This window comes from Blastococcus sp. TML/M2B, from assembly GCF_016612865.1.
Classification (GTDB): Bacteria; Actinomycetota; Actinomycetes; order Mycobacteriales; family Geodermatophilaceae; genus Blastococcus.
Window position 1 is genome coordinate 149,706 of record NZ_JAENZZ010000002.1, and the last position, 22,805, is coordinate 172,510.

The following is a 22,805-nucleotide window of genomic DNA, read 5'->3' on the forward strand; positions in this document are numbered from 1 at the left end:
ACCGTCGAGTCAGCCGAGGCCGGAGACGCAGTCGTCAGCCAACCCACCACCGCTAGCATCAGGACGACGACCAGCATGAGCGGACGCGGCGATCGGCCACCTCGATCGAGCTGGGGCCTAGCCATGACGCAGGTCCCGCCAGCCGACGGCGATCGCCGCGTCGGTGCCCGGCCAGACCGAGGGAGCCGGCGCGGGCTCCGCCCCCGCTCCGATCAGCCACCGGTCCCCGGTCCAGGCCATGCGCTGGCAGTCGGCGATCGCGATCCGCGAGGTCTCCTCCACGGTGACGGTGAACTCGAAGTTCACGCACACCACCGCGAAGTCCTCACCGACCGTGCCCTTGATCAGTCCCATGACCGGGCGGACCACGATGGCCAGCTGCGGTGACCCGGCACCGGACAGCCCCGCCGCCGACAACAGGCTGGCCATGCCATGCGCCCCGGACCAGGTCTGCGGGGTAGGGCCACCTGGCGCGGCCCACTCGGCGATCACCTGCCGCACGCCGTCCATCGAGCCGGTCTGCATCGCCGTCACGTCGATCGCCGCCAGCTGCGCCAGCGCGCCTTCCGGAGTCCGGGGGAAGCCGGTGGGCACGTCGGCCGGGCCGGCGCCCGTGGCGCGGGGTACCTCGAGCACGCCCGCGGCCCGGTTGGACAGCGGGCCGGGCAGCGCGTCGTCCGGGTCGGCGCTCGGCATGGGCGCGGCGGCGAGCGCGTCCTGCTGCGACAGATCGGTGGCGGGAGCGGCCGCCCGCGGTGCGGCGCCTGCGCCGTCCCGCCGTTCCCCGGTCAGTGCCCCGACGACCGCCAGCACCAGTCCGGCCAGTACCGCCAGCGCCACGAGGGCGCTGACCACGATCAGCAGGAGGAGGCGGGCGGGCCCCCACGTCGACGTCTCCCCCACCGGGCGTTCTGCGCGGCGGCGCATCAGGTGCACCCGCTGCCGGTGATCGAGCCGATGATCGTCAGGATCACCGTGTACGTGATGGCCACCATCACCACGACCGCGACGCCCATGGCGCCGTACCGGGACGCGTGCGGATGGGAGAAGATCCGCCCGACCAGGATCGACCCGAGGGACGCGACCGCGCCGATGCCGATCAGCGCCAGCACGCCCCACTTCACCCAGGCGGTCACGTCGTCGGCGAAGGCCTGCATCCCGGGCGGTGCGGCGGGGCAGACCGCCGCGGTGATCTCCGGCGCCGCGCTCGCCGGTCCGCTGCTCAGCACCACCAGCCCGGCGAGAACGAGCGCGACGGTCGACGCCGCCCGCACCGCCGCGCTCGCTTGCCCGACCGTCATCGGGTCGCCCCGGCCCGCCCGGTCCGCGCTGCCCGGCGCCGGTGCCGGGGTGGCGCCGCCGGGACCACGAGCGCAGCCAGCGCCCGGCCGGCGGCGGCCACCGGCTTCGGCAGCCGGTCCCCGGTCAGCCCGGCGATCTGCAGACGCCGGTCGAGCGGCACCGGGACCACTTGGCCCGTCGACCGCGCCTCACGGAGCCGGGGACCGCAGCTGGCCTCTACCAGCCGTGGCCACCGCGCCGGGCCCACCGCGGCGACCGCCGCGTCCCCGCCGACGGCTGCCAGGACGTGCTCGGTCTGCCGGACCGCTGGAACCGTGACCCGGGTGACGACCACCAGAGCGCAGCCGACGAGCGACCTGGGCGAGTAGAGCAGCGCACCGGTCGTCGACCACCCCGTGTCCACCACCACCGTGGCGTCCGCGTCGGTCTCCGGGAGCGGTGGGAGCGCTCCGTCGGCTGGGTGCTGAGCGAGCCGGACGAGATCGAGTCGACCGCGGCGACCGCACCGCCACCCGGCGCTGTCGGTGCCCAGCTCGATGGTCGGGGCCGCCGACAACCCCGACCGGGCCGGCTCGGAGTAGTCGACCAGCTGCACGCGCCGGCCCTCCGCCAGCCCCTCGGCCAGCGCCAACGCGACGGTGGAAGCGCCGGCCCCCGCGTGCCCGGCCACGACGAGGACGACACGGCCGCCGACGCCCGCTCGCGTCCACTGGATGGGTGAGTCGGGTTGGCCGGCACGGCTGCGGACTGCGGCCCCGAACGCCTGGTCGCCGTGCGCGAGGACGTCATCGGTGACGTCGTCGAAGACACCGGCGCGGATGGCCACGACGGCCGCGCGCATGGCAGGCACGGTCATCGACCGTGCCTGGTGAGGATTGGTGGGGCTGGGAGGCGCCGTCGCCGCCGACGGCGGCGCGTCACGGCTCGGCCGGCCGCGCCTCGATCCCCGATGCGGGGTTGTCGTCTGCATGCGCCGACGGTGGCGACCGGATCTCCAGTAGTTCTCCAGCCGACCTAGGCTCGCGGCCTCCCGCGGTCTCGGGCACTCCGGCGCGGTCTGCCCATTTGCGGTGACGTTCGGGCCGGAGAACGACTGGTGGAGTAGCGGAGAACCCGTGCCGTGGACCGGCGGATGCTACCGGTCAGGGGCGCGCGTCGAGTGCGGTGCGGACGCGGTTGTGGCTGTCCAGCCAGGTGCGCAGCTGCGGGTGGACGTACCCCACGACGTCGAGCAGGTCGATGTAGCGGTCGATGAGGGGCTCGGACAACAGCGGCTCGTGGTGGGCCACCCGGTTGCGCAGCACGTGCAACCGGGCGACCGGGGCCTCCAGTAGGCGCCGGTCAGATCCGGGCAGGTACTGGAACGCGGGCCGCAAGGCCGGCCACAGGGTGGCCGTGTAGCGGCGGGCGAGCAGGAACCGCCAGAAGCCGAAGTTGAGCTCGGCGACGATCTTGCCGGGCAGGAGCGGGGCGCCGGCCCGCTGCAGCCGCTGCTTGGCTCGGGTGATGTCGTCGCGGGCGTGCTGGGCGAGCTCTTGAGCTGGGTCGTCGTACCACTGTCCGGCGCGACCCAGCCGCTGGTGACGGGCGGTCAGGGCATCGTGCAGGACGTTGCGCAGCACGACTTCGACGTGGCCGAGCACCTCCCACAGCGCGCCGGCGACCGCCGCGTTCCAGAGGTAGAGCTCGACCGCGCGGTCCAGGTCGCCACCCACGGCGCGCGCATAGGTTCCCAGCCGGGGCGCGGACAGGTGCCGTTGGACGAGCAGCGCGGTGGGTGAGGGATGACCGATCGGCTCCGGCGCGGATCCGCCACCCGGCGGGGACGTGGACATGTCAGTCCGGCGCTCGTAGACTCGCCGGTGAAGACCCCGGAGCGATCCCTGGCCTCGGCCACATCGCCGGGGTTTCGTCTTGCTCGGGCCGCTTCTCCGAAGCCCCGCGACCGTGCCACGTCCAATCGATGACGCGGGTCCGCCCTGTCATCGCCACGAGCGTCGACCCGCGCGCGGAACGGCGTCCGGGTGCGGGATCACGTCCGGCCCCCTCATGGGGCGGGGTCACCTGCCGTCCATGTGCCGTGCAGCGCCGACGGCGTGCCGGAACGGGTAGGGCATGGCTGGTCAGTCCCGCACCGGCCAGGCGACCAGCGGTCCGAGCCGCACGCCGGCACCGGCGCCGGAGCCGGCCGGAGAGGCGTCACGGTGATCGTGGCTGCCGGCGGCGTGGGCCAGCGCGGCCAACACCAGCTCGAGCGCACGGCGGCCCAGCGCCACCGCCACGTCGGCGAGGTCGACCGGTCGTCCGTCGGCGAGGCTGACCGCCACCCGGAGCACCGCCAGCTCCTCCTGGCTGCCGTGCAGGCGTCCCTGGGCGAGGGCGGGGTCGAGCTCGGGCCATTCGACGCGCGCCCACAGCTGACCGCCGACCGGCTCGGCTTCGATCGTGACCAAGCCGGCGGCGCACAGCCGAGCCGGCCAGTACCCGTCGTTGGCCAGCAGCAGCACGGCAGCCTCGGCCGCGTAGTCACCGACCGCGGCATGCAGCAGCGCGGCCTCCACCTCGTCGAGATCGAGGTCGGCGGCGATCGGCTCCACGCTCACCAGCGTCACTCCTTTCCTCCCCAGGTCCCCCGCTCGCGAGTGTGGCCAGCCGGTACGACATCTCCAGGAGACGGATCCCCGCACGCCCCAGGCTGCGGCCCCGTGTGGGCGGGCCGCTCCCTGGTCATGGGGTATGTGCGGCGGCCTCACGACGCGCGGTCGAGGAACTGCCGGCGGGCGCGGTTGATGGTCTCCGCCGTGCTCATGGGCAGGTCCATCTCGTCCTCACCGTCGTGGACGGCCACGATGCGCCCGACGTAGGTCTCGGCCTCGGCGCGGTGCCCCTGGTGGAAGGCCACCCACATTGCGTCGATCAGTACCTGCTCGTCGTCCGGCGCGACGAGCAGGGCGGTGGCCGAGGCGGTTGCGGCGGCGGCCAGGTCGCCGTCGGCGAAGTGCCGTGGCGACGACCTGGTGGGCGACGTCGCAGACGGCTGCGGTGAGCGTCAGGTCCAGGCCGTCCAACCACTCGTAGCCGGCTGGACGTTGGGCGAACGGCGGGCCGGACACCAGCCGCAGAGCGGCCAGCAGGTCGGGCAGGCCGCCGTCGCCGCGCACTGCGGCCCGGGCGCGCAGCTGGCGGAACAGGTCGGCGTCGACGAGCACGCCGGTCAGCGTGTAGCGGCCGCGGTGACCGGAGCTGAGGTGCTTCTGACCGGTGGCGGGGTCGGTGCCCAGCCAGGCGCGAGCGCCCGCGGCGACCCGGTGGACGTAGGCGCGGGCGCTGACGGGGTCGGTCCTGCCGCCGCGGGCCGGCTGCAGCGCGGTGGCGGCCTCGTCGGCGGTGGCTCCGTGCGGGCGGGTGGCGAGGTAGGCGACCGTCTCCTCGTAGCGGCGCCGCAACCCGGACCTGGCGACGGCCGCCTCGTCACCGTGCGCGCGCAGGGCGACCGGTCCGAGCAGGGTCAGCCGCGGCCGCGCGCAGTCCGGCGACCACCAGTCGGCGAGATCGCGGTCGAGTTGGGCGAGGTCGTCCTCGACCTCCCTGCGTACGTCGGCCGGCGCTGCAGACCCCGGAACGTCGGAAGCACCGCTGGTCGTCCACGACGTCCGCGCGCTCGTAGGAGCGCCGGTCGGCGTGGGTGGCGTCGAGTGCGGGACGGCCTCGGTGATGGAGCCCCGTCGGAGCCGTGGGGACGGGGCGGAGGTCGGTGGTGCAGCGGTGTCCGGACCGGTCAGGTCGCCGTGGAGCGCGCCGGCGGCGTCGGTGTGCACCTGCCAGGGGCGGTCGCCGTCGGCGGCGGGAATCGGGGCGTCCTCGGAGTCGCGCTCGAAGGCCAGCAGCGTGGCGATGTCGCGGGCCTGCTGGACGGTGAGCTGTGGCGCCGGCAGCCGCAGCCCGAGTGCGGGGACGAGCAGCGACCCGTCGTCGGTCAGCGTAAGCAGCCACTCGTCGCTGACCTGCTCCGGCTCGGCGCCGAGCACCAGGGCGACCGTTCCGCGTCGCTCGCGGGCCCGCAGGACGGCGACGGCCTCGGCCAGTGCGCAGTCCCGATCCGGCGGGGATGGGGCGAGCACGACCTGCGGCATCCAGCCGTCTCCGGCTCCGGCCCGTAGCCGCCCGTCCAGCACGTCGTCGTCGGACTCGGCGGCTTCCGCCAGACCGGCATGCAGGCCGGCATCATCGGCGCTGTCGACCGGGCGGATCCTCCCGGGGGCCAGGTCGACCAGATCGTCGCCGAAGCCGACGGGCGTAACGGTGAGCAGGTCCGACCAGCCGTTGACGGCCAGCTCGGCGGCCACATGCCGGGCGAAGTCCTCGCGACGGTCGGCCGGTCCGGTCACGTACACCCCGCCGAGCCGTTCCACGTCCAGCAGCCAGCGGCCTGCGGTGTCGGTGCCGATGGTGACCAGAGTCGGGTACGGCGCCAGGCGGGTGCGGGCCACCTGGGGATCGACGCCGGTGTCCTGGTCGAGCCGTGCCGACCACCGGAGGCCGGTGTCGTCCGCGATCCACGGTTCCGGCGGAGGACGGTCAGCCGGAGCGTGCAGACGCAGCTCGAGCCGGCCGCCCTGGAGTCGGGCGGCGACGACGTCAGGGAGCCGCCCGTCCGGATCGGCGGAGATCCGCACGGCGAGGCCGCGCAGCGCCAGGTCCAATGCGGCGTAGTCGGCCGTGCCCTCGTCGGCCGCCGATGCCACGACCGTCTGGGTGGCCGACTGCGTCCTCGGAACGGGGGCCAGCCGTCGGCCGGGCCGGCGGCGGCGTAGCCGCTGGCGGCGATGCGTCAGCCAGGCGGCGCCCACACCTGCGGCGAGCAGCGCCCCGCTGCCGGCGAGCACGGCCGCCAGCTCCGACGGACTCTCGGCGGCATCCCCACCGTCGGCGTCGGCGTCGACCGCCGCCTGCTCCGATTGCTCGGGCATGCCTTCCGGTGTCGGCGAGGCGACCGGGGTCCGGGCGGGCTCCGCTGGGGCAGCCGGCTCGTCCTCGTCCGGCGCCGGCTCGTCGGCCGGGGGCTCCGGACCGGTCGGCGGCGGAGAGGCGGCGGCCGCGGGGGCGGCCGGCGGGAGGTCGAGAACCTGCCCGGGGCGGATCAGGTCGGGGTCGGTGAATCGACCGCCGCCGGGCAGCGGTCCGCCGGCATTGAGGTCGAAGATCGGTTGCCAGTGCTCCAGGCCGTGCTGCTCGGCGAGGTCGGCCAAGGTGTCGCCGGGCTGCACCGTCACCTCGCCGGCGGTCGCGCCGGCTTCGGGAAGGCGTGCGTCCGGTGGAAGGACCAGCGTCCAGCCAGGGCGGATCAGCCCCGGGTCGGTGAGGAGCGCGCCGTCGGGCTGGGGCCGGCCGCGGTTGAGCTCGAGGATCTCCTCGAACCGGGTCCAGTCGCCCAGGTAGCGGGCGGCGATGCGACCCAGGGTGTCGCGCGGGGCCACGGTGTACGTGGGACCGGCCGCTGCAGGCCCGGTCGGCCGGGTGTCCACGGGCGGTGCAGGGGCTGGCGCCGGCTCCTCGTGGCCGACCGGCTGGTCGGCCACGATCGGGGGGCCGGCCAGGGCGGGAGCGGCCAGCAGCGGTCCGCTGCCGACACCGAGGACGGCAGCCACGAGCAGGCCGGCCATCTGCTGCGGCGCCGCCAGGCCGGGCAGTCGCATCGGTGGCAGGCCGCGCAGCTGGCTGGCGAGCTCGACGGCCACCGAGAGGGCGAAGCAGGCCCACGCGACCCAGCCGATGACCACGAGCAGGCCGAGGAAGAGCGCGCCGGTGTCCGGGCGGCTCAGCGCGGTGGTCACCTGTTCCCAGGAGGGCAGCTCGTCGGGCAGGTAGGCGCCGCCGAACTCCCAGAGTGCGACCGGGACGCCGGCGACCGCGGCCGCCAGCAGGACTCCGGCGATCAGCCGGCGCAGCAGCTCCTGCGCCGACAGTGGTGTGGTCATGGGCCCTCTCCCCCGCGCTGGTCGGTGATCAGGTCGGCGGTGCCGGTGCCCTCCACGGTGAGCGTGGAGATCCCGATCAGGCCGAGGAAGGTCGTGGGCTCGGAGATCGTGGTGGTCACCTGCAGGGTGTCGCCGTCGACGACGGTCACCGCCCCGGCCACGTCGTTGCGGTCGAGGTAGTCCTGCGCGGCGGCGACCGCAGCGGCCGGATCCACGCGGACCTGCCCGCTGAGGGCAGCGGCGACGTCGAGCGCCTGTCCGCCGGCCCGGGCGGCTTCGTCGGCGATGGCGTTGGCGCGCTGGGTGGCGGCCACCTTGGCGCCGCCGTCGACGGCCAGGCCGATGATGAGCAGCAGCCCGGGGACGAGGACGACGAGGAAGACGCCGATCGCGCCGCGCTCGGCGTCCGACTGCTGACGGCGTCGCTGGCTGGTCATCGTTCGCGGTAGGCGTCGACGGGGCTGGTGAAGGACGCCTCGACGGTGACCGATCCGGGCAGGCCCGGCGCGAGCAGGTCCGCCATGCCGACGACGCAGGTGATCGACACGGTGACGTCGCCGGGCTGGCCGGGCGGAGTCTGGAAGCCGGTGGTGTCGATGTCGACGCTCGTGCTCTGGCAGCGCAGGTCCTGGGCGGCCAGGGTGCGGTCCGCCTGGGCTCTGGCCAGTGCGGCGGCGGTGACGTCGTCCCGGGCAAGTGATGCCTCCCGGGCGGCCGCGCGGGCGGCCTCGGCGACGGCGCCCTCAGCGACCTGGGTACGTCCGGCCACGACGGCGAACGACAGCAGCAACAGCAGCGCCGGGGTCAGCAACGCCAGCTCGACCGACACCGAGCCCTGATCCCCCGCCCGTCCGTTCATGGCGTGGGCCGTTCCACGGGGCCAACGGCGCTCTGGGTGACCGCCCACCCGGACAGGCCGGGGAAGAGGCTGATCGACGTGCCCGTCACGGTCACTTCGATGCTGCTCGGGGAGCCCGCCACGGTCACGTCCCGGCCGGTGAGCAGATCCTCCGCGGTCTGGTCGAGGAAGCCTTCGGCCGCCGACTGGGCGCGTGCGGTCGACGCGGGCTGCACCCGACCCTCGCGGGCGCCTTCCTGGGCCGCGCCCAGGGCGACCGAGCGGGCGTAGAACCACAGGGCCGCCTGGATCAACGTCATGACCAGCAGGAGCACGACGGGGAACGTGACCGCCAGTTCCACCGACGCCGCGCCGCGTTCCCCTGACAGCTGCCGGCGCGCCACGCCGCTGGTCCGGCGGCCACGGACGTGGCACAGCCGGGACAGCGGTGTGGGGCCGCGTGAGCTGGCGGAGCGGGCCACGGGCGGGCTACTGGATCTCGGCTGAGCGGGAGGTGACCGCGTTGGCGATGATCGCGACCAGCGCGACGGCGATGCCGATCAGAGCCACCGTGATGATCACCTGCTCCACCGACAGCGAGCCGCGTTCCGGCTCGCCCCGCAGATCGCGGAGCCGGTCGCGCAGTGCTGCGGCGAGGATGGTCAGGGTGGTCATCAGCGGCATCATCGGACTCTCCTTCTGAGGGGCATGGCGGTCAGGTGGCCATCAGTCGGGCCAGGGCGGGATAGAGGAAGAGCAGCAGGAAGGCGATCGACAGCAGCGCCACCGGGGCGGTGAGCTTCTCGCTGGCGGTGTTGGCCGCCGCCTCTTCGTCGGCCAGCAGCTGGACGCGCAGGGACTGCGCACGGGCCCGGAGCGTCGGGGCGATCGACGCGCCCTCCTGGGCGGCAACCGCCGCGATGTCGGCGACGTCGGCCAGCTCCCCGACACCAGAATCCGCGGCCAGCCGGCGCAACCCCTCCCACGGTGGGTCGCCTGCGAGCCGGGCCGTGACCAACGCGTCGCTGATGCGGCCGAACACCCAGCCGTCGCCGATCGCGGCGGCACGCTCCAGAGCCATGGTGGGGCCCTCGCTGGCGTCCCGGCGGAGGCTGACCAGGTCGAGGTAGGAGCAGAGCGCCCGGCGCATCTGGCCGCGCGCCTCGGCGGCCTGGTCCCGCACGACCAGGTCGACGACGAGGAACAGGCCAACGGCCAGCGCTAGCGATCCGGCCACCGGAACCACGACCGGCAGGTGGACGCCGACGATGCCGAGGACGGCCGTGAGCAGCGGCACAAACGCCGCGCCGAACAGAGCCATGCCGATCTTGCGGACGGCGTACCCCGCCGGCGTCCAGCCGATCAGCGCCAACGCCGATCCCGGCGCCTGCAGACCGGTCGTGGGCAGCCGAGCGGCGGCCCACGACCCGGTCCGTCCTGCCGCCTGCGCCCAGCGGTCTCCCACCTCCCCGACAGGTCGCACGGAACCGATCGGGGCGCGCCCGTCCAACCGGGCCAGCGCGTCGGACAGCCGCGGCTGCTCGATCACGAGCGCGGTCCGTAGCAGCAGGAACAGCCCCAGCCCGACGGCTGCGCCGCAACCGATGAGGAGTACCTGCGCCGCGCTCACCGGGCCGGCACCTCCTCCGGGTCCCGTGCCGCCCCGCCGCGCGTCGTCGGGTCGACGAGGAAGCGGACCGTCGGCGCCGCCGCCGTGAGCCGGCGCATCCACAGCAGGCAACCGACCATCAAGGCGGCGATGACGGCCAGCACCAGCTGCCCGAGCGCGGTGCCGTAGGGAGCCAGGTAGTCCCCGTTCAGGGCGGCCAGCCCGGCGGCGGCGACGGTGATGAGCAACAGCCAGCGCGCGTTGGCCCGGGGCTTGGCGCGGTCGGCCTCCACCTTGCGGCGCATGGTGACCTCCTCGGTGAGGCTGTGCGCCAGCTCGGTCAGCACCCGGGCCAGCCCCGGACCGCGCAGCTCCGCACCGAGCAGCAGGGCGGCGACCACCAGATCACCGGCGGCGTCGTCCAGGTCGTCGGCGAAGGCCAGCAGCGCACGGGACGTGGACCAGCGCGCCTGCAGCCGGGCAGCCAACGTCGCGACCTCGACCTGGATCGGCTCCGGTGCGGTTCGCGCCGAGCGGATCAGCGTCTGCTCCAGCCCTCCGCCGGCGGCCAGGACATCGGAGGTGCGCCGCACCCACTCCTGCAACGCCTCGAGCCGCTCCACCGCCGCATTCCCGGCGGAGAACTGCGTCAGCAGCCACGGCACCCCGACTACCGCGAGCCCGGCCAGGACCCCGCCGACCGGCCACCCCGAAGCCAGCCACACGACAGCGGCCGCTGCTGCACCCGCCGCCCACAGCGCTCGCTGCCGGCGCGTCGTAGGCCCGTCGGCCCACGCCGCCGGGCGGCGTCGGCGAGGAGGCCGCGCCGGCCGCTTATCGGCGGTGAGCGCATGCGCGGCGAGGAGGGGGCCACCGACCACCAGCGCGCCGCACACGCCGGCCAGCAGCACCACGCCGGTCACCGCCGTCCCCCGGTGGCGCTTGCCCAGTGCTCCTGGCCGGGGCGGAGCCAGCCGGGATCGAAGCCGACCCGCACGTAGTCGGCCAGGTCGACCGGATCGTGCGCGGGCGTCGCCCGCCCATCCGGCCCGGCGGCGAAGACCTCCGTGACCGCCGGTCGCCCGCCCTCCCCCATGCCGTTGCACTCCACGACCTGGCTGACGAAGCGGTGCCGCTGCCCGCCGATCCACCGCTCGTCAACCGTGGTGATGTGCACGATGAGGTCGATCGCCGAGGCGCAGGACCGGTAGGCGTGCTCGGGGGTGACCGAGCCCCGGCCGCGCATGCACAGGTTGGCCAGTCGTTCGAAGGCGTGGTGGGCCGACCGGGCGTGCAGGGTGCAGGCCGAACCACCCTCGCCGGCCTCCATGACCTCGATCAGCGGCCAGGCCTCCTCGCCGCGGACCTCGCCCAGCCACACCCGGCTGACGTTCATCACCAGGGCGTGCTCGACGAGTTCGGTCAGGGTCACCTCCCCGAGGCGACGTCCGTCCGGGCCGCGCTCGCCGGTGCCCTCGCGCGCCTCGAACGGCACCACCCGAGGGTGGCGGTCGGGCAGCTCGTGCAGCAGCAGTTCGAAGTGCTTCTCGATCGTGGCCAGGTTCTCCTCGATCGGGAGTTCGTTGGCCAGCGCCCGCAGCAGCAGGGTCTTGCCGGCGCCCTGTCCGCCGGTGACCACGATGTTCTTCCGGGCCCGCACCGCAGCGCGCAGGAACTCGGCCAGCGGCTGGTCGATCGCGCGCAGCCCCACCATGTCGTCGAGGTCGACGTCGCGGATCCGGTGCCGCCGGATCACAAGCTGCGGGCGGGGCACGGTCTCGATCACCGCGGCCAGCCGGGAGCCGTCAGGGAGGCGCATGGTCAGCAGCGGGCTGGCCGTGGTCAGCGTGCGCTCGGCGCGGCCCAGCCGGGCGGCGATGTGCTGCAGCTGCCGGACCAGGTCCTCGTCGGAGTCGGCGATCGCGTCGACGCGGACGTCGCGGCCGTCGGCGTAGCCGATCCACACGTTGTCGAAGCCGTGCGCCTCGATGTTCTCGACCTGCGCATCGTCGACGTAGGGCTGCAGCCGGCCCAGCCCGAACTGGGCGGCGAACACGGCCTCGGCGATCGCCAGCTCCTCGTCCGGGGACGGCACCGCCTGCCCCGCGCGCATGCGCTCTCGGACCAGCGCGTCCATGCCGTCCTGGATGAGCGTGCGAGCCAGCTCCTGCTCCGCGGCCGAACCCAGGGAAGGACGTCGCTTGAGCTCCTCGGCGAGCGCGGTCGCCGTCGTCTCGTGCAGTCGGCGCACCAACGGCCAGTCGACCTGCGGCCTGACGGCGGGCAGGGACCGCCCCAGGTCGAGCTGCTCAGCGGACATGCTCGTGTCCGATCGGGTGCACCGGTGCGGGGACCTGGGCCGGCGGGCTGAGTATGGCCTCGTGCCGGGCGGCGAACTCTGCGACGCGGGCGGCGACCTCCCGCGCCCCTCTCAGCAGCGCCGATTGGTGGAAGGAGCGACCGGCCGGTACGCCGTCGCTGAGCACCGACGCTGCCTTGTCGTCGCGGGGCAGCGCGCCGAGGACCGGGATGCCGAGAGCGTCGCCGATCTCGCGCTCGCCGTAGGGCTCCCCTGCTGCGACGACGACCGCGGCGAGCGCACAGACACCCGCCCCCGATGCTGACTCGGCCTTCAACGCGGCGACCGCGTGGGTCGCGGCGCGCACGGCGCGCAGCGACGACCGGGACACGACGATCACGGCGGCCGCCCGCCGGACGGCGTCCCGGGGGAAGTGCTCGGCGCCGAGCCGGCCGCAGTCGGCCAGCGCGTCCGTCGTGCCGCCGTCGATCGCGGCGAGCGCCCCGGCCAGGCGGTGCCAGTCCACGTGCCGCGCGCCGATGGGGTCGGTCAGACCGGGCAGCAGCCGCACCCGCGCGCCGGCGTCCAGTTGCAGCAGGTGCGCCTCCAGGTGCCGTGCCGGTCCGCCACGCCGCGCCGCCAGCTCCAGCTCGGCCAGCCCGCCTGCGGAGACTTCGCCGCGGCCGTAGCCGGCCAGGACGTCGCCGCCGGCCGGATCGAGCTCGGCGAGCACCGTGCGGCGGGGCCAGGACAGGGCGAGGGCGAGCGCGGCGGTGGTCACGCCGGGGGCTCCCTTGGCCGAGGTCATCGCGATCAGCACGGTGGGTCGCCTACTCCCCTGCGACCACGACGAGAGCGACCAGCCCGGCGGCTGCGCGGGCTGCCACGTCTGGGCCGTCGGCTTCGTCGACGAGGACGTCGACGACACGCCGCCCGTCCGTGCCCGGCTCCCCTGCGCGGACGACGGTGGCCGCCACGGTGACCGAAGAAGCGGTGGGTGCCGCCTGACCTTCGGTCGGCAGAGGCACCAGCAGCACGTCGTCCCCCGGTCGCAGCGGCGTGCCCGGAAGCTGCACGGCCGGCAGTCCGATGCCGACGAGTTGTTGACCGGGCGGAGGAAGCCGCTGATCGGTGGTCGCGTCGCGGGTGAGGAGTGTTCCGGGTAGGAGGTCTGCTGTTGCTGTTCGGCCGATGACCCGCTCGCGGTCGGTGTACGGGACCGGGGACAGGGCCGGGTCGGCGGCGATGCGTGCCTCCACGAGATCGGCAGCGGTGATCGTCTGCCCCCAGGCGACCGGCTGAGCGACGGCGATCACCGACGTCGTCTGGCCGAGCGAGGTGGCGAGGTAGGCGGCACCGAGTGCACCGAGCACGACCATGGCGACCGCCAGGGCCAGCAGGGCGGGGCGCCGGCGGCGTCGTGGTGGCGGGAGCACCGGAGCCTGGGGCAGTGGTGGGGGCACCCAGCCGTTGCCCTCGACGACGTCGTCGGTGGGGGCTGTCCGCATCCTGGCCATCAGCGCTCCTCGGCCTGGTTGAGCACGTGGAGCTCGCCGACGAAGAGCTCGCCGGTCGAGGACAGCTGCACCGTTTCGGTGCCGGTGCGACCTCCACCGGACCAGGTGACCGTCCACGTGGTCGTAGCGGTGATCGGCCACGGTCCGCCGCCGGGCACGTGGTTGGCCGATGCGCGGTCATAGGTGTGGCCGCAGTCCGGGGAGGGGCCGTCGGCACCCGGGGAGTGAGGCGTTCCGAGGCCGCAGGTGACGGTGGCGTCCCGTCGCCCATGTCCCAGGCGATGCGGGAGACCACGCCGGTCGCTTCGACGGCGACCGGCCCTTCGGTAGCGGAGCGCGTGATGGGTCCGGAGACGTTCTCCGCGCGATCGGTCCACATCCACATCGGGAGGCCGACCAGTCCGCTGGCCGACGCCTGCGGGGGTGCGGTGCGCAGTAGCGGCGGCTGCAGTTGCATGGCGGCGATGGCGCGCTGTGCGAGGACCTCGGGGTCGATGACTGCGGCCGGTGGCCCGCGACGCCAGGCGATCCCGGTGGCCGTGGAACCGAGCGAGCCGCCGTCCGCCGCACCGCAGTTGGCGATGTAGAGGGCACCGCCGTCCCCTGGCGTATGCCCTTCCCACAGCGGCGAGCCGGGAGGGGGTTGGGGGTCCATCAGCTTGAGGTAGCAGCCGCTGGATGACTCATACCAGCCAAGGTTGTCCTGGTAGCAGGGCACCGCAGCACCGTTCGACGAGGTGCACTCGGACGGTGCCGGCGCCGCAGCCCGGGCGGGGACGGTGGAGGGCGAACTGGGCACGGCCGGCCGGATGTCCTCGATGTAGCAGAAGCCGGAGGGCAGGCAGATCTCCTGGGGCGCGGCGGTGGCGACCGCGGCCGGGACCTGGAGGAGGACGGTCGCCAGGACGCCGGCGGCCGCACGCGCCCAGGAATGGGTCAGCACGTCTCGTCCTGCACGTCGACGGTGGCGACCAACCAGCGGTCCTCGGGTGGCGGGTAGAAGACAACCGTGGCAACGGCGACGTGCGGCGGTCGATCGACGCTCACGACGTCACCAGTGGCCTTGACCGTGGCCGGGAAGTCTCGGGTGTCGACGCAGTCCTGGATCGTGACTGTGCGGAGGGTTCCGTCTGTGCCACCAGCAAGGTCGACAGCGAAGACGTCGGGCGTGTGGATCACCTCGCCGGTGTGGGCGATACCGCGATCCCGGAGAGCCGAGATCTCGAGCAGCTCGGCGGACCGATAGGGGTCTGCGGTACAGCTGCGCGTAGGCCGGCAGCCAGTCCTGCGTCGGGTCGCGGCGCGCATCCTGGACCAGCCGAGTCACATCCCGGTAGACGGCCATCGCCGCGTCGGCGGCCGCCGCCTCGTCAGGGTTCATCGACGGGCCCGAGCTGGTGGACGCCGCACTGGTCTCGGAGGCCGATGCCTGGGGCGAGGTCTGCTCCGTGGCTTCCCCGTCCGTTCCGCATGCGGCGAGTGCCAGCACCGACGCGAGAGCGACGATGCGGCCCCGTACCCCATCGACCGCCCGCGAAGCGGTGCCGTGCAGCGCGGCCGGCGAGCTCGCCGGTCCAGTCTCCAGGACCGCGCCGAGGCCAGCCGCCATCGCACAACGCGACTCTGACCTGCGGATCACGGGCGCCTCCCGGACGAGGTTGCGGGAAATTACCACCAAAGACCGTCAGAAGGGAAAGCCCCAGATCTCCAGTAATCCTCCGGTCAACCTCCAGTTGACGCCAAGGGCGCGTGGTCACGGCGCGCGCGACGGATCGCGGCCTGGACGCGGGACTCGTCCACACCCAGCAATCCGGCCACGGCATGGACGGCGTCCGCCGTCGGCTCGGTACCGGGCCTGCCGTCCTCCAGTCGCACGTACGTCATGACGGACACCCCCGGTGCGCCCATCTCGTTCGTCGCCAGGCCGGCCGCCAGCCGGAGCGCCGCCAGCGGTGGATCGTCGGGATCGACGTCGAGCAGGTGCAGCGGATCGATTCCCACCGCGGCGGCCAGTCGGGGCACGAAGCGGGGCCGCGGACGCTCCAGGCCTAGCTCCCACACGCGGACTCTTGCGGGGCTCGACAGCTCGAGGCGTTCGGCGAGGTCGTCCCGGCTCAATCCCGCGGACTCCCGGGCGGCCTGCAGGCGATCGCCTCGAAGCAGCGGCCGCGCCACGGCAGCCCCCCATCACTCGTTCGGTGGACACCCGTTCGTGGCGTAGGACCCTAGCGCTCACCGTCCGCCTCGGTCGCACGACACCTCATCGTCCGGCGCGGGGTACGCGGCCGACGAGCGTTCGAGCGCCAGGGCTGACCTTTGAGCAACCGTGGCGGCGGAGGGGGTCCGGTCCCCTGACGGCTTTCCATTCACTGGAGAACGTCTCCAGGCTTACAGCGGGCTGCGCAAGCCTCCTGGCACAGGGCTGGGAAGGCCCGGAGGACGGCCGGACCATTACCCCGGAGCTCCCGCGCGGCAGCCGAGGGCGCCTGCACCGTCGTGGCAGAGCATCGAGACGAGGTCTCAGCGACTGCAGGAAGACCGGGTTGGTCTTCGTAGCGCCCAGGGGTTGGCCGATCCGGCGGAACAACGTTTCCGCACGGGTTCGGCCACCTCATCGGGCGGTGGCCGTCGCTGGCGCCCGGCTTCCGAGGGGCCGTGACGGGTCACTCGCTCAGTGCGGTCACGAAAGTGAGCAGCGCCGCGTAGAGGGTGAGGCCGGTGAGGAACCAGCCGAAGCTGGACCTGCGGGTCGAGGGCAGCTCTTCCTTGAAGACGTTGAGCAGGATGGAGCCGCCCAGCAGAGCGGTGAGCAGCGCGACGACGAGGGTGCTGGACGGCGCGAACAGTGCCGCGACGGCCCAGCCGCCCAGGAGGGCAGCGGCCAGTGCCAGGCGTCCGCGGGCGGTGAACCGGGTCGGGTAGTGCTCCTCCAGGCCGCGGTCGGTGAGCACGAAGTGCAGGCCCATGGCGATGGTGAACAGGACTGCAAAGGCGATTCCGGTGCGGAGCCGGAGCGCCATCGTGTACGTGATCAGGGCGTTGTAGACCATGAACGAGGAGAGGTGGAGCAGGTACACGCCGCGGCTGGGCTCCGTCCCCGGATCGCGGTCGTCCTTCGTCGCCGTGCCGCCCTCCGGCGAGCCGGCGCCACCGCTGCTCCGTGAGACGGCGTGGACGGGCGCTGCGCGGTGCTGGCGATCGGCCAGTCGTTCCAGCCCGTAGAAGACGGTGAAGCCGAACAGCGCCACGAGGAAGATGACCGAGGTCCATCAGCGGTGTGGGCCGCACGACGTCGGACAGCGCCTCTCCGATGGCTTCGTTGCCCTCGGCGATCTCGGGCAGGAGGTGCAGGAACACGTAGGCCACGGCGAGCCCACCGGCGAAGGAGCCGGTGGCCCGTTCCGGGACGAGGGGGAGCTTGCGGATCCGCGGGGCTGCCAGGTGCAGCGCGGCGAGTGCCAGGGCGATCAGGAAGGCGCCGATCACGCTCTGCCCGGTGGTCAGCTCGACGTCCACAGCACATCCGTCCTGAGTCGCAGGTCGCGCGGCCGACGTCGCCGCCCACGCCCCCGGTGGAGCGCCACACGGACAACGGGTCCACCGGCAGGCGCCCCACTCATGCCCGGGCAACCGCCGACTACTCCCGCTCCAGCACGGACGGCCTCTGATCAGCGTGCCGGCATGCATGGCGGCGCACTGTGCGTGCTGCGGCTGATCCGTTCGTCCCGCCGAGTGCAGGGCCCGCTACCGGGTACCGGTCGCGGATGGCACTTGACGAGGACACTTTCCACCCCGGTCAGATGGTTCCCCGCAGCGGGATTTACCGCTGTTCGGAGGGACACGGCGACCATGCCTACGAGTCCACCGACGTCAAGGGGCACCGCTTCCCGCCGCTGCCGGACGGGTGCCGTGGAGAGGGCTGGCGGCTGGAGCGGGCGGCCGATCACCACTGAGGCCCAGCCAGCCGCCTCTCGTCGTCACGAGGCTGGGCCGACACCCCGCCGGCTCAGTGCCCACCCCTCAGTTGTCAGACCGGGTGGTGCGTGCTCCGCCGGGCGATGCACGCACGAGCCTCCACCCGTCGGCCGCTCAGTTCAGAGACGACTGCATGCGTACCCCGTCCCTCACAGCGGGGCCTGCCGGTCGCCAGTCGGGCGCACGGAGGGGCCTGGATGGCCTGAGAGGGTCATGCTTGGACATGGCCTAGCTGAGTAGCAGCACATCGGCGCACGACCGCCTCGCCGCGTCACTTGCGGGACCGGCGCATGGCCGGGATGAAGCGGGGGGTCGTCGCGGCGTATGACGGGTAATCCGGAAAGCGAGTGCTCATGAGGCGCTCCTCCCATCGTGCCTTGGCGGCCAGGAGCAGCGTGAGTGCGACCGCCGGAGCAACCCGACGACGGCCTGCGGTCAGGAGTCGACCGGCGCCCAAGAGGAGTAGGCCGCTGTAGATCGGATGCCGCACTCGCCCGAACATTCCATCGCGCCGAAGCTGCGCTTGCGTTGAAGGCAGCGGAGAGGGAGTGAGCGCCGGTCCCAAGCCGGCCGCGGCCACCCCTGCTATGACGAGTCCCGCCCCACTCATGACGCGACCGATCCACCGGAGGGTCCGTGGGTGGGGAGGCGGGCGGACGGGCCACGCGAGCCCAGTGAGCAGAATCGCTTGGGCGCTGACCGCCGCGACTGCCGTGCACGGTTGATGCCTTGAACGCTGGTCCATCGTCGACCCCTCCCCTCAGCCGCTCATCCCACCTCACGAGTCGGCGCGTGGCGAACCGGTCCCCCCAACGACGACCGGTCTCGAAACCGGTGCCGCGAAACATCCACCGGCTCGACAGGGAACCTCTCGAGACCCGGCTACCTGTTCGCCCTGAAGAGGGCTCGCGGTTCCGCCCACAGGCATACCCATGGACACGCACCGGTCAGCCCACGGCGAGGTTCGTATCGCGGAGGCGCTGAGCCGCCGCAAGGCCGGTTGCCGATACCCCCCGGGGTATGTACGGTAGTGCCGTGGACATCCCCCAGGGCGAACTCGCCGACGTCGTCAAGCGCCTTAAGCGCATCGAGGGCCAGATCGGCGGCATCGTCCGCATGATCGAGGACGGCCGGGACTGCTCCGCCGTCGTCACCCAGCTCGCCGCCGCCTCCAAGGCGCTGAACAAGGCTGGCTTCGCCGTCGTCTCCACCGGGATGCGCTTCTGCTCGACCAACGAGGACAGCGAGACCCGCGAGATCGACCTGCGCGAGCTCGAGCGCCTCTTCCTCTCCCTCGCCTGACCAATCTTTCTTGGAGTCACGATGACCCAGCAGATTCCCCAGCTCACTCCAGCTCAGGCCGCCGACCGCACCGAGGCGGTTCTGCTCGACGTGCGGGAGGCCGCCGAACTGGCCGAGGGCCGGATCGCCGGCAGCACCCACATCCCGCTGGGCCAGCTGCCCGCCCGCGTCTTCGAGCTCGACCGGGCCCGCCCAGTCATCACTGATTGCCGTAGCGGCGGGCGCAGCTCCCAGGCCGCGAAGTTCCTGGCAGGCCAGGGCTACGACGTCGCCAACCTCGACGGGGGCATGACGCAGTGGATCGCCGAGGGTCGCCCCACCGCCTGACGTCGTCTCCTATTTGCCACGCAGATACCCCTGCCCCGTACCGTACTGAGGAGCCTTCCGTGCAGATCGACATCATCGAGACCACCGGCCTCGGCGACCGCAGCTACCTGATCAGCGACGGCGGGATCGGCGTCGTGATCGACCCCCAGCGCGACATCGACCGCGTGCTGGCCCTGGCCGAGAAGCGGGCCGTCCGCATCGCGCTGGTCCTGGAGACCCACCTGCACAACGACTACCTGACCGGTGGCCTCGAGCTCTCCGGCCGCGTGGGCGCCGACTACGTCGTCCCGGCCGGTGACACCGTCGCCTACGACCGGGTGCCGGCCGCCGACGGGGACGTCCTCGATGCCGGCCCGATGCGGCTGCGCGTGCTGCACACTCCCGGGCACACGCACCACCACGTCAGCTACGTCGTCGCGGACGCCGACGGTCAGGTGCAGGCCGTGTTCACCGGCGGTTCCATGCTGTACGGCGCCACCGGCCGCACCGACCTGGTCGGTCCGGAGCACACCGATGAGCTCACCCACGCCCAGTACCACTCGGTGCGCCGGCTCGTCGACGAGCTGCCCGCCGGCACTCCGGTCTTCCCCAGCCACGGCTTCGGCTCGTTCTGTGCGGCCACCCCGACCAGCGGCGACTCCTCCACCGTCGGCGAGCAGGCCAAGGTCAACCCGGCCCTGACCCGGGACGAGCAGACCTTCGTCGACGAGCTGATCGCCGGCCTGACGGCGATTCCTGCTTGGTACAGCCACATGGGGCCGGGCAACGCCGCCGGCCCGGCGCCCGTGGACCTCTCCGCGCCGCGACAGGTCGACCCCGCCGAGCTGGCCGGACGGCTGGCCGCCGGCGAGTGGGTGATCGACCTGCGTACCCGCACCGCGTTCGCCGCCGGCCACCTGCCCGGGGCCCTGAACTTCGAGCTGGCCATCGCCAACTTCGTCACCTACGTCGGCTGGCTCATCCCATGGGGCGGACCGATCACCCTGATCGGCGAGACCGAGCAGCAGGTCGCCGAGGCCCGCCGCGAGCTCGTCCGCATCGGCATCGACCGGCTCGCGGGTGCTGCGATCGGCAGCCCCGAGGCCCTGGCCGCCGGCCGCGAGCTTGCCTCCTACCCGGTCAGCGACTTCTCCGGCTTGGCCGCGGCGCTGGGTTCTGACCCGAACCTTGTCGTCCTCGACGCGCGCCGCGACGACGAGCGCGCCGGAGGCGGCGTGCGCGGCTCCCGGCACATCCCGATCCACGACCTGCCCGGCCGCCTCGACGAGGTTCCCGACGGCGACGTGTGGGTGTACTGCGGCTCGGGCTACCGCGCCTCCATCGCCGCCTCGATGCTCGCTCGCGCAGGCCGCCGGCCCGTGCTGGTCAACGGCGGCTACGGCGATCCCGACGTCGGTGCGGCCGCCGTGGGTCTGCACGACGACTCCGCCGCTCGCTGACTCGGCGGCCGTCGCCGGCCGCCACCCACTCCCCTTCTGACGAAAGCGACTCATCCGTGACCACGACGGCGACCAGCCGCCAGCCCGACTCCGTATCCACGTCATTCCGCCCTGGCCCGCTCGGCCGGCTTGGGGTCTGGGTCACCGCCCACGCCAGGACGACGACCGTCGTCTGGCTGCTGCTCATCGTCGGCCTGGGCTTCTTCGCCCCCCGCGTCGAGGCCGCACTGTCCGGAGCCGGCTGGCAGGCCGACGGCTCCGAATCCGTCGCCGCCCGCGAACTCGCCGTCGACCACTTCGGCGGCAACGCCAGCTCGGCCATCCAGGTCGTCGTCCACAGCTCCGACGGCCCGGTGACCGAGGGCGCCGGGGCGGACGTCCTCGCCCGCGCCACCGAGCTCCTCGCCGGCGAGGATCGCATCGGCGAGGTCCTCCAGCCGCAACCCGGCGCGACACTCAGCCCGGACGGCAGCACCGCCGTCCTGCTCGCGGGCGCAGGCGCCGACACGAACGAGATGGTCCGGGCCGCCGACGACCTCAAGGGACCTCTGGAGGCGATGTCCACCGGGTCGGTGGAGGTCAACCCGACCGGCGCTTCGCTGCTGTGGTCGGACTTCAACGAGGCCAACCTCGACGCGATGCTCAAGTCGGAGATGCTGTCCTGGCCGGTGACCCTGGGCATCCTGGTGCTGGCCTTCGGCGCGCTGGTCGCCGCCGGGCTGCCCCTGCTGCTCACGCTCGCCGGACTGGTCGCCTCCGCGGGCTCGCTGGTCCTGATCAACGAGCTCGTGCCGGTCTCCATCTGGGCCATGAACTTCGCGATGATGTTCGCCCTGGCCCTCGGGATCGACTACGCGCTCTTCCTCGTGGTCCGCTACCGCGCGGCACGGATGGGCGCGGGCGCACCACCGGTGCGCGCGATCGCCGAGACCATGGACACCGCCGGCAAGGCCGTCCTGCTCTCCGGCGCGACGGTGCTCGTCTCCTTGTCGGCGGTGATGCTGGTCCCCTCGCCGTCGTTCCGGTCGATGGCCGGCGGCATCATGCTCGCCGTCGTCTTCGTCCTGGCCGCCACCCTGACGCTGCTCCCCCTGGTCCTGTTCAAGCTGGACCTGAAGATCAACCGGATCGCGCTTCCCTGGGTCCGCGCCGGAGAGCACCGCTCCCCGCGCTTCGCCGCGTGGGGTGAGCGCCTGTGGAAGCGACCGATGGTCTACGGCATCGGCTCGCTGCTCGTCCTGCTCGCCCTCGCCGCCCCGATCATCGGACTGAAGACGGCGATGCCCTCGATCAAGGTGCTCCCGGAGGACGCCAGCGCCCGGATCGGCTACGACCAGGTGCAGGAGGCCTTCGGCGAGGGGGCGCCCGGGACCCTGCAGGTCGTCGTGGACACCGCTGACGCCCCGACCGCTGCCGCCGTCCTCGGGGATGACCCCGCCGTCGCGGGTGTGATGCCCCCCATGCCGGCGTCGGACGGCACCGATCTGGCGATGATCCAGGCCGTCCCCACCGTGGACCCCTCGGACCCCGAGCTGTCCACGCTGGTCGACCGGCTGCGCGCCGACCTCCCCGACTCCGCCCTGGTCGGCGGCGCGCCGGTGGAGAACCTCGACCTCAAGACGCAACTGGACGAGTCCACGCCCCTGGTCATCGGGGTCGTTCTCGTGCTGGGCTTCCTGCTCCTGCTGGTCGCACTGCAGGCGCCGTTGATCTCGCTGCTGGGCACCCTGGCCAGCCTGCTGTCCACCGCCGCCGCGTTCGGCGTCGCCCGCCTGGTCTTCCAGGAGGGCATCGGGGCTGGCTTCTTCGGCTTCGAGAGCCAGGGCTTCCTCGACGCCTGGGCCCCGGTGTTCTTCTTCGCGATGATCTTCGCCATCGCCATGGACTACACGGTCTTCCTCCTGGCCAGCGCCAAGGAGCACTACGAGCGGACCGGTGACCCGCGAGAGGCGATGATCGGCGCCCTTGCACACTCCGGCCGGGTCATCTTCGCTGCAGGCGCCGTCATGGTCGCGGTGTTCTTCACCTTCGCCCTGTCCGGCCCCTTGCCGCCCAAGGAGATGGGGATCATCCTCGGCGTCGCGGTCCTGCTCGACGCCTTCCTCGTCCGACTCGTGCTGCTGCCGGTGATGCTCCGGCTCACCGGCGCAGCCGCCTGGTGGAGCCCGGCATGGCTCACCCGGGTCCTGCCGAACATCCGCTTCGCCCACGACTGATCC

23 protein-coding genes are annotated in these 22,805 nt (G+C 73.2%); 4 read left to right on the forward strand and 19 right to left on the reverse strand.

Annotated elements, in window-relative coordinates; genetic code table 11:
* Window positions 1-117 precede the first annotated feature (117 nt).
* From JKP75_RS09340 to JKP75_RS09430, 19 genes are all read right to left on the reverse strand, one after another.
* Complete coding sequence (locus JKP75_RS09340; protein ID WP_200493002.1) at window positions 118-927, reverse strand: hypothetical protein; 810 nt, start codon at window positions 925-927, stop codon at window positions 118-120.
* Window positions 927-1,301, reverse strand: coding sequence for a hypothetical protein (locus tag JKP75_RS09345; protein ID WP_200491658.1), 375 nt, complete (start codon window positions 1,299-1,301; stop codon window positions 927-929). Before JKP75_RS09345 ends, JKP75_RS09340 begins: the two co-directional genes overlap by 1 nt.
* Window positions 1,298-2,158 carry a hypothetical protein gene (locus JKP75_RS09350; RefSeq protein WP_200491657.1) on the reverse strand — a complete coding sequence of 287 codons (861 nt, stop codon included), beginning with the start codon at window positions 2,156-2,158 and terminating at the stop codon, window positions 1,298-1,300. Before JKP75_RS09350 ends, JKP75_RS09345 begins: the two co-directional genes overlap by 4 nt.
* A 286-nt stretch (window positions 2,159-2,444) precedes the next feature.
* Window positions 2,445-3,017 carry a hypothetical protein gene (locus JKP75_RS09355; protein WP_200491656.1) on the reverse strand — a complete coding sequence of 191 codons (573 nt, stop codon included), beginning with the start codon at window positions 3,015-3,017 and terminating at the stop codon, window positions 2,445-2,447.
* Window positions 3,018-3,425: 408 nt separating this feature from the next.
* Window positions 3,426-3,905 carry a hypothetical protein gene (locus JKP75_RS09360; RefSeq protein ID WP_200491655.1) on the reverse strand — a complete coding sequence of 160 codons (480 nt, stop codon included), beginning with the start codon at window positions 3,903-3,905 and terminating at the stop codon, window positions 3,426-3,428.
* Between the two features lie 225 nt (window positions 3,906-4,130).
* On the reverse strand, window positions 4,131-7,280 hold the full coding sequence (locus JKP75_RS09365; RefSeq protein WP_242473274.1) for a LysM domain-containing protein: 3,150 nt from the start codon (window positions 7,278-7,280) through the stop codon (window positions 4,131-4,133).
* Window positions 7,277-7,717 carry a hypothetical protein gene (locus JKP75_RS09370; protein ID WP_200491654.1) on the reverse strand — a complete coding sequence of 147 codons (441 nt, stop codon included), beginning with the start codon at window positions 7,715-7,717 and terminating at the stop codon, window positions 7,277-7,279. Before JKP75_RS09370 ends, JKP75_RS09365 begins: the two co-directional genes overlap by 4 nt.
* Window positions 7,714-8,139 carry a TadE/TadG family type IV pilus assembly protein gene (locus JKP75_RS09375; protein ID WP_040339414.1) on the reverse strand — a complete coding sequence of 142 codons (426 nt, stop codon included), beginning with the start codon at window positions 8,137-8,139 and terminating at the stop codon, window positions 7,714-7,716. The genes JKP75_RS09370 and JKP75_RS09375 overlap by 4 nt, the downstream gene beginning before the upstream one ends.
* The gene (locus tag JKP75_RS09380; RefSeq protein ID WP_309229719.1) at window positions 8,136-8,522 is read right to left on the reverse strand and encodes a TadE/TadG family type IV pilus assembly protein; all 387 of its coding nucleotides are present in this window, start codon (window positions 8,520-8,522) and stop codon (window positions 8,136-8,138) included. The genes JKP75_RS09375 and JKP75_RS09380 overlap by 4 nt, the downstream gene beginning before the upstream one ends.
* 85 nt (window positions 8,523-8,607) lie before the next feature.
* Window positions 8,608-8,805 carry a hypothetical protein gene (locus JKP75_RS09385; RefSeq protein WP_040339415.1) on the reverse strand — a complete coding sequence of 66 codons (198 nt, stop codon included), beginning with the start codon at window positions 8,803-8,805 and terminating at the stop codon, window positions 8,608-8,610.
* 28 nt (window positions 8,806-8,833) lie between these two features.
* On the reverse strand, window positions 8,834-9,748 hold the full coding sequence (locus JKP75_RS09390) for a type II secretion system F family protein (RefSeq protein ID WP_040339416.1): 915 nt from the start codon (window positions 9,746-9,748) through the stop codon (window positions 8,834-8,836).
* Entirely contained in the window at window positions 9,745-10,650 is a 906-nt protein-coding gene (locus JKP75_RS09395) for a type II secretion system F family protein (RefSeq protein ID WP_200491653.1), read from the reverse strand. The genes JKP75_RS09390 and JKP75_RS09395 overlap by 4 nt, the downstream gene beginning before the upstream one ends.
* Window positions 10,647-12,047: a CpaF family protein gene (locus JKP75_RS09400; RefSeq protein WP_040339418.1), complete on the reverse strand. Its 1,401-nt coding sequence runs from the start codon at window positions 12,045-12,047 to the stop codon at window positions 10,647-10,649. The genes JKP75_RS09395 and JKP75_RS09400 overlap by 4 nt, the downstream gene beginning before the upstream one ends.
* Window positions 12,037-12,834, reverse strand: coding sequence for a hypothetical protein (locus JKP75_RS09405; protein ID WP_207147024.1), 798 nt, complete (start codon window positions 12,832-12,834; stop codon window positions 12,037-12,039). The genes JKP75_RS09400 and JKP75_RS09405 overlap by 11 nt, the downstream gene beginning before the upstream one ends.
* Window positions 12,835-12,856: 22 nt before the next feature.
* Window positions 12,857-13,543, reverse strand: coding sequence for an SAF domain-containing protein (locus JKP75_RS09410; RefSeq protein ID WP_224499416.1), 687 nt, complete (start codon window positions 13,541-13,543; stop codon window positions 12,857-12,859).
* Window positions 13,543-13,701: a hypothetical protein gene (locus JKP75_RS09415; protein WP_200493003.1), complete on the reverse strand. Its 159-nt coding sequence runs from the start codon at window positions 13,699-13,701 to the stop codon at window positions 13,543-13,545. The genes JKP75_RS09410 and JKP75_RS09415 overlap by 1 nt, the downstream gene beginning before the upstream one ends.
* Window positions 13,702-14,479: 778 nt before the next feature.
* Window positions 14,480-14,722, reverse strand: coding sequence for a hypothetical protein (locus tag JKP75_RS09420; RefSeq protein ID WP_200493004.1), 243 nt, complete (start codon window positions 14,720-14,722; stop codon window positions 14,480-14,482).
* Between the two features lie 543 nt (window positions 14,723-15,265).
* On the reverse strand, window positions 15,266-15,718 hold the full coding sequence (locus tag JKP75_RS09425) for a helix-turn-helix transcriptional regulator (protein ID WP_040339420.1): 453 nt from the start codon (window positions 15,716-15,718) through the stop codon (window positions 15,266-15,268).
* A gap of 488 nt (window positions 15,719-16,206) precedes the next feature.
* Window positions 16,207-16,791 (reverse strand): hypothetical protein, encoded by a 585-nt coding sequence (locus JKP75_RS09430; protein WP_200493005.1) that lies wholly within the window; start codon window positions 16,789-16,791, stop codon window positions 16,207-16,209.
* Window positions 16,792-18,553: 1,762 nt separating this feature from the next.
* On the opposite strand from JKP75_RS09430, the gene JKP75_RS09440 reads away from it, so the two are divergent.
* The 4 genes from JKP75_RS09440 to JKP75_RS09455 are packed head-to-tail and all read left to right on the forward strand — an operon-like array spanning window position 18,554 to window position 22,802.
* A complete protein-coding gene (locus JKP75_RS09440) occupies window positions 18,554-18,820 on the forward strand; it encodes a metal-sensitive transcriptional regulator (protein WP_224499415.1) in 267 nt (88 codons plus the stop codon).
* 21 nt (window positions 18,821-18,841) lie between these two features.
* Window positions 18,842-19,147, forward strand: coding sequence for a rhodanese-like domain-containing protein (locus tag JKP75_RS09445; protein ID WP_040339423.1), 306 nt, complete (start codon window positions 18,842-18,844; stop codon window positions 19,145-19,147).
* 59 nt (window positions 19,148-19,206) lie between these two features.
* Complete coding sequence (locus tag JKP75_RS09450; protein WP_200491651.1) at window positions 19,207-20,586, forward strand: MBL fold metallo-hydrolase; 1,380 nt, start codon at window positions 19,207-19,209, stop codon at window positions 20,584-20,586.
* A gap of 56 nt (window positions 20,587-20,642) precedes the next feature.
* Window positions 20,643-22,802, forward strand: coding sequence for an MMPL family transporter (locus tag JKP75_RS09455; RefSeq protein WP_200491650.1), 2,160 nt, complete (start codon window positions 20,643-20,645; stop codon window positions 22,800-22,802).
* Window positions 22,803-22,805 lie beyond the last annotated feature (3 nt).

Bases quoted from the DNA above. Each gene is read 5' to 3' on its own strand.
- JKP75_RS09340 (WP_200493002.1), bottom strand. From the start codon at position 927: ATGCGCCGCCGCGCAGAACGCCCGGTGGGGGAGACGTCGACGTGGGGG.
- JKP75_RS09345 (WP_200491658.1), bottom strand. From the start codon at position 1,301: ATGACGGTCGGGCAAGCGAGCGCGGCGGTGCGGGCGGCGTCGACCGTC.
- JKP75_RS09350 (WP_200491657.1), bottom strand. From the start codon at position 2,158: ATGACCGTGCCTGCCATGCGCGCGGCCGTCGTGGCCATCCGCGCCGGT.
- JKP75_RS09365 (WP_242473274.1), bottom strand. From the start codon at position 7,280: ATGACCACACCACTGTCGGCGCAGGAGCTGCTGCGCCGGCTGATCGCC.
- JKP75_RS09370 (WP_200491654.1), bottom strand. From the start codon at position 7,717: ATGACCAGCCAGCGACGCCGTCAGCAGTCGGACGCCGAGCGCGGCGCG.
- JKP75_RS09375 (WP_040339414.1), bottom strand. From the start codon at position 8,139: ATGAACGGACGGGCGGGGGATCAGGGCTCGGTGTCGGTCGAGCTGGCG.
- JKP75_RS09385 (WP_040339415.1), bottom strand. From the start codon at position 8,805: ATGATGCCGCTGATGACCACCCTGACCATCCTCGCCGCAGCACTGCGC.
- JKP75_RS09400 (WP_040339418.1), bottom strand. From the start codon at position 12,047: ATGTCCGCTGAGCAGCTCGACCTGGGGCGGTCCCTGCCCGCCGTCAGG.
- JKP75_RS09405 (WP_207147024.1), bottom strand. From the start codon at position 12,834: ATGACCTCGGCCAAGGGAGCCCCCGGCGTGACCACCGCCGCGCTCGCC.
- JKP75_RS09410 (WP_224499416.1), bottom strand. From the start codon at position 13,543: ATGGCCAGGATGCGGACAGCCCCCACCGACGACGTCGTCGAGGGCAAC.
- JKP75_RS09445 (WP_040339423.1), top strand. From the start codon at position 18,842: ATGACCCAGCAGATTCCCCAGCTCACTCCAGCTCAGGCCGCCGACCGC.